Source organism: Acinetobacter sp. AOR14_HL, from assembly GCF_027855175.1.
GTDB classification, from domain to species: Bacteria; Pseudomonadota; Gammaproteobacteria; order Pseudomonadales; family Moraxellaceae; genus Acinetobacter; species Acinetobacter calcoaceticus.
Map to the genome: position 1 here is coordinate 334,835 of NZ_JAKTII010000005.1, position 13,012 is coordinate 347,846.

The 13,012-nt window shown below is 38.9% G+C and carries 12 protein-coding genes; 6 read left to right on the top strand and 6 right to left on the bottom strand.

The window, feature by feature from the left end; genetic code table 11:
• Positions 1-18: 18 nt before the first annotated feature.
• The 3 genes from MKL38_RS06695 (at position 19) to MKL38_RS06705 (ending at position 4,405) form a co-directional block, all read left to right on the top strand.
• Positions 19-2,265: a bifunctional prephenate dehydrogenase/3-phosphoshikimate 1-carboxyvinyltransferase gene (locus MKL38_RS06695; RefSeq protein WP_270902862.1), complete on the top strand. Its 2,247-nt coding sequence runs from the start codon at positions 19-21 to the stop codon at positions 2,263-2,265.
• A gap of 127 nt (positions 2,266-2,392) precedes the next feature.
• A complete protein-coding gene (locus MKL38_RS06700; protein WP_004643460.1) occupies positions 2,393-2,776 on the top strand; it encodes a hypothetical protein in 384 nt (127 codons plus the stop codon).
• 168 nt (positions 2,777-2,944) lie between these two features.
• The gene (locus MKL38_RS06705) at positions 2,945-4,405 is read left to right on the top strand and encodes an aminoacyl-histidine dipeptidase (protein ID WP_270902863.1); all 1,461 of its coding nucleotides are present in this window, start codon (positions 2,945-2,947) and stop codon (positions 4,403-4,405) included.
• 34 nt (positions 4,406-4,439) lie between these two features.
• Here MKL38_RS06705 and rtcA read toward each other — a convergent pair whose 3' ends face one another.
• From rtcA to MKL38_RS06730, 5 genes are all read right to left on the bottom strand, one after another.
• The gene (rtcA, locus tag MKL38_RS06710; RefSeq protein ID WP_270902864.1) at positions 4,440-5,486 is read right to left on the bottom strand and encodes an RNA 3'-terminal phosphate cyclase; all 1,047 of its coding nucleotides are present in this window, start codon (positions 5,484-5,486) and stop codon (positions 4,440-4,442) included.
• Between the two features lie 259 nt (positions 5,487-5,745).
• Positions 5,746-6,204 carry a DIP1984 family protein gene (locus MKL38_RS06715; protein WP_270902865.1) on the bottom strand — a complete coding sequence of 153 codons (459 nt, stop codon included), beginning with the start codon at positions 6,202-6,204 and terminating at the stop codon, positions 5,746-5,748.
• Positions 6,205-6,222: 18 nt separating this feature from the next.
• A complete protein-coding gene (locus MKL38_RS06720; RefSeq protein WP_231764879.1) occupies positions 6,223-6,585 on the bottom strand; it encodes a hypothetical protein in 363 nt (120 codons plus the stop codon).
• 2 nt (positions 6,586-6,587) lie between these two features.
• Complete coding sequence (locus tag MKL38_RS06725) at positions 6,588-7,856, bottom strand: RtcB family protein (RefSeq protein WP_270902866.1); 1,269 nt, start codon at positions 7,854-7,856, stop codon at positions 6,588-6,590.
• 255 nt (positions 7,857-8,111) lie between these two features.
• Positions 8,112-9,086 carry a ribonuclease Z gene (locus tag MKL38_RS06730; protein ID WP_270902867.1) on the bottom strand — a complete coding sequence of 325 codons (975 nt, stop codon included), beginning with the start codon at positions 9,084-9,086 and terminating at the stop codon, positions 8,112-8,114.
• Between the two features lie 67 nt (positions 9,087-9,153).
• Between MKL38_RS06730 and rtcR the strand changes: the two genes are divergently transcribed.
• On the top strand, positions 9,154-10,758 hold the full coding sequence (rtcR, locus tag MKL38_RS06735; RefSeq protein WP_132069098.1) for an RNA repair transcriptional activator RtcR: 1,605 nt from the start codon (positions 9,154-9,156) through the stop codon (positions 10,756-10,758).
• Between the two features lie 60 nt (positions 10,759-10,818).
• On the opposite strand, the gene MKL38_RS06740 is transcribed toward rtcR, so the two are convergent.
• The gene (locus tag MKL38_RS06740; protein WP_004643457.1) at positions 10,819-11,451 is read right to left on the bottom strand and encodes an alpha/beta hydrolase; all 633 of its coding nucleotides are present in this window, start codon (positions 11,449-11,451) and stop codon (positions 10,819-10,821) included.
• Positions 11,452-11,576: 125 nt separating this feature from the next.
• Between MKL38_RS06740 and yaaA the strand changes: the two genes are divergently transcribed.
• Together yaaA and MKL38_RS06750 are read left to right on the top strand one after the other, a co-directional pair.
• Positions 11,577-12,350, top strand: a complete 774-nt coding sequence (gene yaaA, locus MKL38_RS06745) for a peroxide stress protein YaaA (RefSeq protein WP_270902868.1) — start codon at positions 11,577-11,579, stop codon at positions 12,348-12,350.
• A 19-nt stretch (positions 12,351-12,369) separates the two neighbouring features.
• Positions 12,370-12,999, top strand: coding sequence for an HD domain-containing protein (locus MKL38_RS06750; protein WP_270902869.1), 630 nt, complete (start codon positions 12,370-12,372; stop codon positions 12,997-12,999).
• Positions 13,000-13,012 lie beyond the last annotated feature (13 nt).

Here is a 13,012-nt window from a genome sequence, read left to right on the forward strand (position 1 = left end):
AAAAGCAAAGTTGAAGTTATGTCACAACCCCTATTTAAAAAAGTTGCATTTATTGGTTTAGGACTCATCGGGTCGAGTTTAGCTCGTGTTATTGTTGCAGAAAAGTTGGCGACAACTATTGTGGCATCTACGCGCTCACATAAAACTTTAGAAGATGCAAAATCACTTGGCTTAATACACGAAGGATTTTCTGATCCAGTTGAAGCCGTGAAAGGGGCAGATTTAGTCGTTTTAGCCTTGCCAGTGCGTGCTACGCAAAAAGTGCTTGAGCAAATTAAACCTTATTTGTCAGCAACCACAATTTTAACCGATGTGGGAAGTACAAAAGGTAATGTCGTTGATGCAGCAAAAGCTGTATTTGGTGAAGATTTACCAGAAGGTTTTGTGCCAGGGCATCCTATTGCAGGTAGTGAACATACAGGTGTTCACGCGGGTAAAGTTGACTTATTTGCAAATCATAAAGTGATTTTAACGCCGTTAGCAACAAGTGCAGAATGGGCTGTTGATAAACTGATTCAACTTTGGTCGGCAGCAAAAGCCGAAGTCATTTGTATGGATGTTGCCAAGCATGATGAAGTGTTGGCCCATACGAGTCATCTACCACATTTGATGGCATTTAATCTGGTCGAGCAACTTGCAAACCGTGAAGATAATCTCGATATTTTCCGTTATGCAGCAGGTGGTTTTCGTGACTTTTCGCGGATTGCTGCCAGTGATCCCCAAATGTGGCATGACATTTTCTTTGCCAATAAAACAGCTATATTAAATGCTGTAGATGGCTTCGAAAAGCAGCTTACTGTACTTAGAAAATTGATTGAAAACGAAGACTCTCATGCATTAATGGGTTTGCTTGGCCATGCTCAGGCAGCCCGTCAGCATTTCAATCATATGTTAGCCAAAAAACCTTTAATGGAGAAAAATAAGGTGACACAGCAATTCAGTATCTTACCGGGAAATAAAACTTTTAAAGGTAAATTTACCGTACCGGGTGACAAATCTGTGTCACATCGCTCCATTATGTTTGGTGCTATTGCCGAAGGCACGACTCATGTCACTGGCTTCCTTGAAGGTGAAGACGCGTTAGCAACTTTGCAAGCTTTCCGTGATATGGGCGTAAGCATTGAAGGCCCAAAGAATGGTGAAGTGACCATTCATGGTGTAGGAATGCATGGTTTAAAAGCACCTGCAAGTGCATTGTATATGGGTAACTCTGGTACAAGCATGCGTTTGCTTTCAGGCATGTTATCAGCACAGAAATTTGATTCAGTCATGACAGGTGATGCTTCACTTTCTAAACGTCCAATGGAGCGTATTGCTAAGCCATTGCGTTTAATGGGCGCACAAATTCAGACTACAGGTGAAAAAGGTACACCACCTGTAAGCATTACGGGTAGCCAGCAATTAAAAGGTATTCAATACGATTTACCTATGGCATCTGCTCAAGTAAAGTCAGGCATTCTACTTGCTGGCCTATGGGCTGAAGGTGAAACTTCGGTAACTGAACCAGAGCCAACTCGTGATCATACTGAACGCATGCTTCGTGCATTTGGTTATGATGTTAAGACTGAAGGCAACAAAATTTCCCTTGTTGGTGGCGGTAAATTAGTGGGCACTGACATTCAAGTGCCATCAGATATTTCATCTGCTGCTTTCTTTATGGTGGGTGCTGCAATTACTGAAGGCGCCGACGTTGTGCTTGAAGCTGTAGGTATTAACCCAACACGTACTGGTGTGATCGAAATTTTAAAACAGATGGGTGCTGACCTCACTGTTGAAAATGAACGTATTGCTGGTGGGGAGCCGATTGCTGATATTCATATTAAGGGTTCACGCACGCTTAAAGGCATTCACATGCCTGAAGACCAAGTACCTTTAGCGATTGATGAATTCCCAGCTTTATTTATTGCAGCAGCTTGTGCGGAAGGCCAAACGGTATTGACTGGCGCAGCAGAGCTTCGCGTGAAAGAGTCTGACCGCATTCAAGTGATGGCAGATGGCTTAAAAATCATGGGCATTGACTGCACACCAACTGAAGATGGCATCATTATTGAAGGTAAGGGTAAGTCTGGCGATTGGTCACCAATTTTTACTGGTGGTGAAGTTGAATCACACCATGACCACCGTATTGCCATGAGCTTTAGTATGGCAGGCCTTCGTAATTCTGGTCCGATTACGATTCAGGGCACTGAAACAGTTGCGACAAGCTTCCCAACTTTTACTGAGTTGGCGAATCGTGCAGGCTTAACGATTGAAGTTAGCCAATAACTTTTTACCTAACACATTTTATAATTGCTAACACAATAGCAACGGCAGCAGCGGGCTAAATGCTTGGCTGCTGTTTGTTTATTGCTTATGCTAAGTGCAGATAATGATAATAGTGTTAGGACAAAGGATGAAAAAATTACAATTTATTGCCAGTTGCCCACAACATGGGGTGCTTGATCATCCACCAAATGAATGCCATATCACCCAAGAATATGTAGCGGCTTTATTATTTAAACAATTGGGGCATTATGGTTTTGATGCACAACATATTGTGCATGAACATGAAAAAGTAGAAGTGAGTATTGATAATCATCTTTTACCTTTGTCTATTACTTGCCAAAAAACAGACCATGATGGGCATTTGATGTGTGAAATTTCTGCCAATCCAGATGAAGAACAAGACTGGTTTGAGAAAATTGAAACACAAAGCATTATTCGTCAGCTCGCACAGGCAGTTGAAAATAGTTTGAAAGCCGATCAAAGTTTTTCAGCATTTGAATGGAAAAATTAAATAAAACGATTCTTAAAACTTTTTAATGAAGTACGACTTTTAGAAAAGTCGTACTCTCTTTAGATTAAAGATAAAAATACAAAATCTTTCCTGAAATCCCTACCTATCTTTAATGCATTGTGTATATTGAAATTATTAAGATATTTACATAATTAGAGTGTGGTTTTCATGACACAAGTTGATATTGCAGCGTTATCTCCTCAAGTCGTTTGGCAGCATTTTCAAACACTTTGCACTATTCCTCGTCCATCAAAGCATGAACAGCAACTGCGTGAGTTTTTAAAAAACTGGGCACAAAGTCGAAATTTAGAAACTTACATAGACGAAGTAGGAAATTTGATTATCCGCAAGAATGCGACTGCGGGGAGGGAAGATGTGTCTGGAGTCATTCTTCAAGGCCATTTAGACATGGTCACACAAGCCAACACAGGTACTGTACATGACTTCTTTAAAGACCCGATTCGCCCAATACTTGAGGATGGCTGGTTAATTGCCAAAGACACCACTTTGGGTGCAGACAATGGCATTGGGGTAGCCTTAGCTTTAGCTGTATTAGATTCAAATGATATTGCTCATGGCCCTATTGAAGTTCTTTTAACAGTTGATGAAGAAGCAGGCATGAGTGGTGCCCGGCTTTTACAGGCAGGTGTGCTAAAAGGCAAATGGTTATTCAATATTGATACAGAAGAGTGGGGCGAGTTATATCTCGGATGTGCTGGTAGTATTGATGTTGAAGTCGAGCAGCCACTTAATTATGAAAAAATTTCTGAAAACTTGACCATTGTAAATATTCAGGTTGCTGGCCTCAAAGGTGGTCATTCTGGTGTAGATATTCATTTAGGACGTGGCAATGCCAATGTTATTCTGGCCCGCTTTTTAAATGAGTATTTAGCAAAGCTTGGTGGAAGACTTGTTGAGTTTAGTGGTGGTTCAGCTCGTAATGCACTACCTCGAGAAGCAGTTGCAACTATTGCGATTTCGCCTAACCAATTACCTGAATTAGAAAAATTACTCGCTGAATATCAAACGACATGGAAAAAACAGCTACAGGGTATTGATGACAACCTGCGATTAACTATTCAAGCTACTAGCGTTGAAACGAATCAAGTGATTATTCAACAACAGCAAAATGAATGGCTACAAGCTTTGGCAACAAGTCCATACGGCGTTGCAAGTATGAGTCAAGCTCTTCCAGATGTGGTTGAGACTTCAAATAATATTGGGGTTGTAAAATTAAATCGAGAGGGTGGAAAAGCTGTCTTAATGGTCCGCTCAATGGTGAACCAAGAAGCTGAAGATTTTGCAAAGAAAATTCAGGCGCATTTTAGTCAATTTAATATCGCTTCTACACTCACGCCGTTGGTTTCGGGGTGGACGCCAAATCCAGATTCGGCTGCTTTAAAGTGCTTACAGCAAGCCTATCAAAAGGCGTTTAACATTGAGCCAAAGCTCAAAGTAATTCATGCAGGTCTAGAGTGCGGGATTATTGCCGAGCACTATCCAGATTTACAGATGGTTTCATTTGGACCTGATATTCAAGGTGCACATGCACCGGGTGAGCGAGTAAAAGTTGATACTGTAGATAATTGCTGGAAGTTGTTGGTGACGGCTTTGGCATCTGTAGAGTAATTTTTTAGAAATAAGAAGCTCATTAGTGAGCTTCTTAAACGTTGACCTTTACATGAAAATGATCTGGACTTAACTCGACAAACCCGATTTCACAATCAATAAATTTTTCAATCATGGCTGCTTGAGTACGAGTGTGTTCGCTAATACTTTGTGTGGTGAATTCGCCACCTTGCCCTAAAGCTAAAGGTAGAAGCAATTGATCTGCCAAATACTCATCTACAACAGCCTGCGAAGATAAATATAGATTTACATCTTTTGCTAAATGATCAGCTATTTGCTCTGCACTTTTTCGCATTTCACCTAAAGCTGTAAACAGTTGAGTGTGATGTTGATGGGTGGCTTTTACGTAAACTGTATTACCTTGGCTGATTCCATTCAGCTGAAATTGCTTTTGTGTATCCAATTTCAGTCTTCTATTTAAAGTCGCTAATTCTCGTTGTGCAATTTGCGCTTCTTCTGAAAGATTTAATACTGCTGCAAACGCCTCAGTACATTGCAAAGCACCACGATCTAATAAATTTAGTTTGTTGCGATGTTGCCACGGCTGAATCGTAACTTGAATTTCACCCGCACCAATTGGAAAGAAGCCTGCTTTGTTTAATTTAAAATCGACGTTAATGCCAAGTTTCGCTAGAGCAGGTAAAAAGCAGTGTTCAATAAAATCTGCTGTTGGTGCAAGTGGGTTGTGTGTACCCCCTGAAATAGTAAGCTCAGAGACTTCATTTTGTAATAACAAAGCAGGTAGAAGTGTTTGTAAAACTAGTGTGGTACTTCCTGCGGAGCCGATTTGAAATTGATATTTCCCACTTTGAACATGTTGAGGTGTGAAATATAAACGTTGGCTATGTAATTCAGCACCCTCTACATAAGCTTGGCTAATTTGTTGAGATGCCTGTACACAAACCAAATGTTGACGCATTAAACCTGGTTTTTTACGCCCAGCACGTATATTAGTTAATTCAAATGCCTGACCTGTAATCATTGAAAGGGCAAGGGCAGTTCTTAAAATCTGTCCACCGCCTTCACCTTGTGAGCCATCAATTTGAATGGTTGTTGGCATATTTGCCAAAGCTTTATTCACTTCTATTTTCCTTATTTTTTAATTTAATGAACATACTGTCAGTACATGGTAGTGCGAAGTAACGTGTAACTTTGCTTTCGACAAAGATTTACTAGGTGCATAGTGCTGAGCCTGATAAGTGAATATCGATGCACGGCTCACATGCTGCCATAGCCGCCTGAATTGTCTTCAATCCCTCAGATCGGAGTAACGCAGGATCTTGTACTCGCCCAGTATGCCCAAACTTTGGTTGTGAAAATGATTTCACAAAATCTATTGTTTAATCGATTAGATCAATTTGCCAATTGGCAGCCTGAATTTTTACGTTTAAGTCACGGAGTTTCGCACTGATATCATCAGCTTGCTTTTGTAAGCTAGAAACAGGAATGACTTTCTTCCACTTAATTTCACGTGAGCTATAACGATCAGATTCACGATGTGTATTGGCAATCGCATCCATTAAGATCTTATGCTGTTCAGCATAACTATCTCTTAAGCTCAGTAGTGATAATAACGTTTTTCCATCTTCTAACTTTGCTTGAGTATTGGTTAGATGAATACGATAAATCAACTGATTGCTTTCTTGGGTTAAAGCAAACACCTGTTTGATGAGTTCATTAGGGTCTTCACTTGGTTCATCACCATCTTGTACCAATACATTGGCATTGATACGTTGTTTTAACGAAGCGAGCTTTTTTTGTTGATCGCTTCGCAGTAAAAGAGCTTCTGCGAGTTTCATTATTCTATTTCCTTAATATTAGAAATAACCACCTGAGGCCTCTTGCCACATTTTATAACCCTCAAGTTCTTCTTCACCTGTTATGCCGCTTTGAACAAAAAGTAATTTATAGGTCGCTAATGCTGAATAAGAAAGTGGTAAGTGCCCAATACTTAAAACTTCATTAGTTGTATTGTATTTTCCAAAAGTTAATGTCGTCTCATCTATATATTTGGGAAAATGCTTATATTGATTTTCATACATTGCAATATGAGCGCCATAGTCATCAAGTTTTAATATTTTGATGACTTGTAACTTGCCATTATCAGAAGGAGAGACATATAAGCTACCTTCTTCGAGTTTGATTGACTCTAGTTGCAAGGGGAAAAATAAAGTTTTCATAATCACCCTTTAACACACACCACTTGTCTTAATGTATAAACCACTTCAACCAAATCGCTTTGAGCTTTCATTACATCTTCAATAGGCTTATATGCAGAAGGAATTTCATCAATAACTGCAGCATCTTTACGGCATTCCACACCTTCAGTTTGGGCAATTTGATCTTCAACAGTAAAGCGTCGTTTTGCTTCAGTACGACTCATAACACGGCCTGCGCCATGCGAACATGAGCAGAAAGATTCCTGATTTCCAAGTCCACGTACAATAAAGGACTTTGCACCCATTGAACCGGGAATAATTCCGTATTCTCCTAAACGCGCGCGGACTGCACCTTTACGGGTAACCATCACTTCCTCACCATAGTGTTCTTCTTTTTCCACATAGTTATGGTGACAGTTCACTGCTTCCAAACGTGCCTGAAAAGGCTTTGGTACAATCGTAGCCAAGGCTTTAATCGCAGATTGCATCATGATTTCTCGGTTCTTCATGGCAAAGCGTTGAGCCCAACCTACGGCAAACCAATAATCATCAAAATGTTCAGTTCCTTCGACTAAATATGCTAAATCTTTATTTGGCAAGTTAATAAAATGCTTCTGCATATCTTTACGTGCAAGCTCAATAAAATGATTACCGATAGCATTTCCTACACCACGGGATCCTGAGTGCAACATAATCCACACATGATCATGCTCATCTAAACAGATTTCGACAAAGTGGTTTCCTGTACCTAAAGTTCCCAAATGCTTGCGGTTATTGGTGTTTTTCAAACGTGGATGTTTGGCACAAATGTATTCAAAATCTGCAACCAAATCAGCCCAAGCTTGATCTACCATTTCTGGTGGAGTTTCCCATGAACCTCGATCGCGTCCGCGTTTAGTCATTCCATGTGGGATCAAACGTTCTAGTTCAGTACGTAGAGCATGTAAGTTATCTGGTAAATCTGAAGCAGTTAAGCTTGTACGGGTTGCCATCATTCCACAACCAATATCTACACCCACAGCAGCAGGAATAATTGCCCCTTTGGTTGGAATTACACTACCAATAGTTGCGCCTAAACCGAAGTGTACATCTGGCATTACAGCCATCCATTTATAAATAAAAGGCATTTGAGCAGTTTGCAATAATTGTTGTTTTGAGTTGTCATCAACAAGCACGCCTTTAGTCCACATTTTGACTGGCATAGTTTTTTCATTTTGCAGAACTTGGTAAGCAGGTTCTTGCTGCTTTTGTTCAAATTGAGCTTGTTGGTTAATTTCTTCAATGACAGACATTTTCTTTTCCTTTCAAAGCCTGCCTGCCAAGCGTTTGCAGGCAGGTGTTATTCACAATATCCCAATGATGTTGTGTGCTTTGTACTATTGCACTGAGTGTGCCAACTTTTTTAAAAATCACTTAATTAAAATATAAGTTATTGAAAATAATATATAAAAATAATTATTTTCTCTGTGTGATTAATTTTTATTGGAGATTTTAACGTTTAATATATATCTAAAAATATATTTAAATATCTTTTTAGATATATGTTATTAATGGGCTTTACGATTTTTATCGACTTTTAAAAGCTGTCCAGCTTCGTTTAAAGTAAAATCATCAAAATCATTTGCTAAATAAAAATGACCTTTATAAAACTGGAGAACTTCTTCAATAATAGCTTGCTGTCCAGTTCTATCCTGATGTCTAGGGCTAAAATGCGTCAGAATTAAATTACCCAGAGATTGTTGTTCTGCAAATTCAGCCACCATTTTTGCTGAACTATGCATTGGACCTTTGCCCACCTTATCTAAAACTGTTTGCAAGTATGTTGATTCATGAATGAGTAGTTGAGCATCTTTGCAAGCGTCTGCTAACAGTTCAGGTTGGTCATTATCTCCACCTATAACTGCATGAATTTGCTGGTTTTGAACTTTGATAAAGTCTTGAGCTTTTAGAGTTTGTCCCTCAAATTCAACATCATAGCCTCGTTTTAAATGGCCCCACATATCTCCTTGAGGTACGCCAAGCTGAGTTAGAGCTTGGGTATCTAATTTCTTGTGAATAGATTTGATATAGATGCTAAAAGCAAAACTTGGAACACGATGGCTTAGTGGATGTGCTTGAACGATGAATTCATCGGTGATCTGCTGTGGCTGTGTCGCTTCATTCACATCAATAAATTGGAGTGAATAGGGCAAATATAAATCTGTAAGTTGGGCGGTGATTTCAAACCATTGCTGAATTTCTTTTGGTGCAATCACGATTAATGGTTTGCTGCGGGCATTCATGCCAGCACTTGCAAGTAAACCAACTAGACCATAACAATGGTCGCCGTGAACGTGTGTAATACAAATGGCAACTAGGTTTTGTAATGAAAGTTTAGCTTGTTGAATGCGGTGCTGTGTACCTTCTCCTGCATCAATTAAAATCCAGTCCTTATTTTTGCTGTTACGAACCGCTAATCCTGAAACATTACGTGTCAGGGTGGGTACACCTGAAGATGTGCCTAAAAAAGTAAAATGAAGCATATTCTTGGAATTTTTTGGTCAAATGCGTATTGTATATTATAGACACTTATAAAATTTTATAGAAATTATGGCGGATGCAAAGAAAACAGTCGTTATTGGCTTTGTCGGTTCTACACTTGATCAGGGAAGAAGGCCAGATCGCTGGCAGCGTTGGCGTCCTACAATTAGCCTGTTAATGCATGAAGATTTGCTTGTAGATGAATTGGTGTTGTTACATGATCGGCAACATCATAATTTAGTTAAATCTATAGCAGCAGACGCGAAAGAAATTTCTCCACAAACACAGATTTCTGGACATAAGGTCAGTATTAAAGATCCTTGGGATTTTGCAGAGGTGTATGGGGCACTTTATGATTTTGTAAAAACATATCCGTTTGATGTCGAAAAAAATAACTATTTATTGCATATCACAACGGGAACACATGTTGCCCAAATTTGTTGGTATTTATTAGTTGATGCACATTATTTTCCAGCTCAACTTATTCAGAGTTCACCTAATCAACAAAAGACCTCAGAAGGTGAATATAGAATTATTGATCTGGATTTATCTCGATACGATGTTTTAAAACAGCGATTCGATGATGAACAAAAGCAAAATTGGCAACAACTTAAAGCAAATATTTCTACTCATAATAAAGCCTTTAATCAGCTTATTGAGGAGGTTGAATTAGTTGCAACTCGCTCTAGTGCGCCTATTTTAATTATGGGTGCAACAGGTGTTGGTAAGTCTCATTTGGCAAAACAGATTTTTCAGTTAAAGAAAGATAAATTTCAATTAAGCGGTCGTTTTATTGATGTTAACTGTGCGACTTTACGTGGTGATAGTGCCATGTCCACTTTATTTGGTCATATAAAAGGTGCATTCACAGGAGCAGCTGCTTCTCGTGCTGGTCTACTAAAAAGTGCTGACCAAGGCATTTTGTTTTTAGATGAAATTGGTGAGTTAGGGCTTGATGAACAAGCAATGCTTCTTAAAGCGCTTGAAGACAAAAGCTTCTTTCCAGTTGGAAGTGATAAGGAAATTCAGGCAGATTTTCAGCTGATAGCGGGTACTAACCGTGATTTACGTAATGAAGTTCGGGCTGGTCGTTTTCGTGAAGATTTATGGGCCCGTTTGAATACATGGACATTCTTTTTACCAAATTTAAAAGACCGTATAGAAGATATTGCCCCCAACATTGATTTTGAGCTACAACGTTTTGCAGCAATTCATCAAAGACAATTACGTTTTCAACGTGATGCTTTAGAAATGTATTTAAAATTTGCTAAATCAGCAGATGCATCATGGCAAGGAAATTTTAGAGATCTAGCCGCGAGCGTGACTCGTTTAGCAACTTTATCGCAAGGTGAGTTAATTCGCCGTGAAACTGTAGAAAAAGAAATTCAACGGTTAAAGCAACTTTGGCTTATTCAGACCGCATCTTGCAATGATGGAAATAGAGATGTAGACATTCTATTGAACTATTTGAGTTCTGAACAACTAGAGCAAATAGATGAATTTGACCAGATTCAATTACGTGGGGTACTTGAGGTTTGTGAAAATTCAAAATCAATGGCAGAGGTGGGAAGACAACTCTTTTCGGTGTCTCGTCAACAACGTAATACAACGAACGATAGTGATCGAGTGAAAAAATATTTGGCCCGTTTTGGATTAAGTTGGAATAATTTTTAGTAGTTACAGGGCTTATGAAATGATGGACATAGACTCAATCTATGTCCATCAAACTACTGCTTATTTCATAATAATAAAGCGTGTAATGATTTGGCGAAGCTGTTTTAAATAGCCTGTAAAGAAGTGGTTAGCGCCCGGTAAAATCGTAATTGGGTGCTTTTGAGGTTTCGCCCATGCAATCGCATCTGAAAGCAAGGTAATGTCATCTTGCTCACCATGAATGAGTAGAATATCACCTTGAATTTCTGGAGTTTTATAGTGGCGCAAACCTACTACGGTAGCCGTTGGTAAACCACACAAAATTAACTGTACAGGTCGTAATTCAGGATTAAGCTGTGCAAAGCATTTTGCCAAAACATGTGAGCCGAAGCTAAAGCCACCTGCATAAAATGGCAAACCTTCATGAAGCTTACGAACATGTTCAATTACAGCTAAGATATCTTCAGTTTCACCATGGCCTTCATCATGAATACCTTCACTGCCGCCTAAGCCACGGAAACTAGGGCGATAAACAATACAGCCATATTCATTAAAGATTTGGGTTAAAAGGGCAGGGACTTTATGTTGAGGGGTTCCACCTTGCAATGGATGCGGATGGCAAACAACCGCAAAGCCTTTGATTTCACCTTCAGGGCGGTCAACGAAAAGTTCAATTTTACCTACTGGACCCTGGATGAAAGTTTGCTCAGACATATAAGAACCGCTAAATAACAATACGTGATGCTATTTTACCGATAGTCGTCATTGAAAACACGAGTTAGCATTAAAAAATATCTACTGTTATAGTTGGGATTAAGAATAATTTTTTCAGGTTGTCTATGCTTGCTTTAATTTCTCCTGCAAAAACTTTGGATTATGAAACAGCGTTACCTACAGATGAGTTTACTCAGCCTCGCTTGTTAGAACACTCAGCACAATTAATTGATGTTAGCCGTAAACTTTCTGCTTCGGAAATTGCGAGTTTAATGAGTGTTAGTGAAAAAATTGCCACATTGAATGCAGACCGATTTAGAGATTGGAAGCCTGAGTTTGATTTTTCAAATGCTCGTCAGGCAATTTATGCATTTAAAGGTGACGTGTATACAGGTTTGGATGCCTATCATTTAAAAGATAAAGATATTGATTTTGCACAGCAGCATTTACGTATGCTATCTGGCTTATATGGTTTACTACGTCCTTTAGATCTAATGATGCCTTATCGTCTTGAGATGGGCACTAAATTAAAAAATTTACGTGGTCATAATTTGTATGAGTTCTGGGGTGAAATTATCACGAACCAGATTAATGAAGACTTGGCGGCAATTAAATCTGAGTTACTTGTAAATCTAGCTTCAGATGAGTATTACAAATCGGTCAACGAGAAGAAAATTAAGGCTGAAATTGTTAAGCCTGTTTTTCTTGACCAGAAAAATGGCAAATATAAAGTCATTAGTTTCTATGCGAAAAAAGCACGCGGTTTAATGGCTCGTTTTATGATTGAAAACCAATTAAATAAAGCTGAGGATATTAAAGCGTTCAATACCGATGGATACTACTTTGATGCTGAAAGCTCATCAGCAAAAGAGCTAGTATTTAAACGCGATGAGCAATAATCCTAAGCGTGGTTAATATATGATGATGCAGCTTTACTTATTAAAACTGGAACATGTTTGGTTTGAGCTGCATCAGCATTATCATTTTTCTGAGCCACAAAAAATCTTAAATATACTCATCGCTGCTTATAGTGAAAAGCAGCGGGCCTATCATACGGTTCAACATTTATATGAATGCTTGGCTTTACTCGAATCAGTTCGATCTGATTTGAATGATGCCTATGCGGTTGCATTGGCACTCTGGTTCCACGATGCGATCTATAACCCACAAGCTAAAGACAATGAGTTTAAAAGTGCTGAACTCTTTGAGCAATGTATGGCTCAAGATTTACCAGTAAATACCGCTCAGAAAATAAAGCAGTGGATTCTTGCCACACAAAAACATATACCGACTGATGAGTTGGATTTACAATTTTTATTGGATATCGATTTAGCTATTTTGGCAGCAACTCCAGAACGTTTTATGCAATATGAACAGCAAATTCAGCAGGAATATGCTTGGGTCGATCCAGAAGTATATTCAATCAAAAGAAAAGATGTTCTAGCGCATTTTTATCAGTCTGAGCCACTTTATCAGACGACTTATTTTCAACAGAATTTTGAGTTAAGAGCAAAGCAAAATTTACAGAGGACATTAGGCATAGCCTAAGTAAATATAAGAA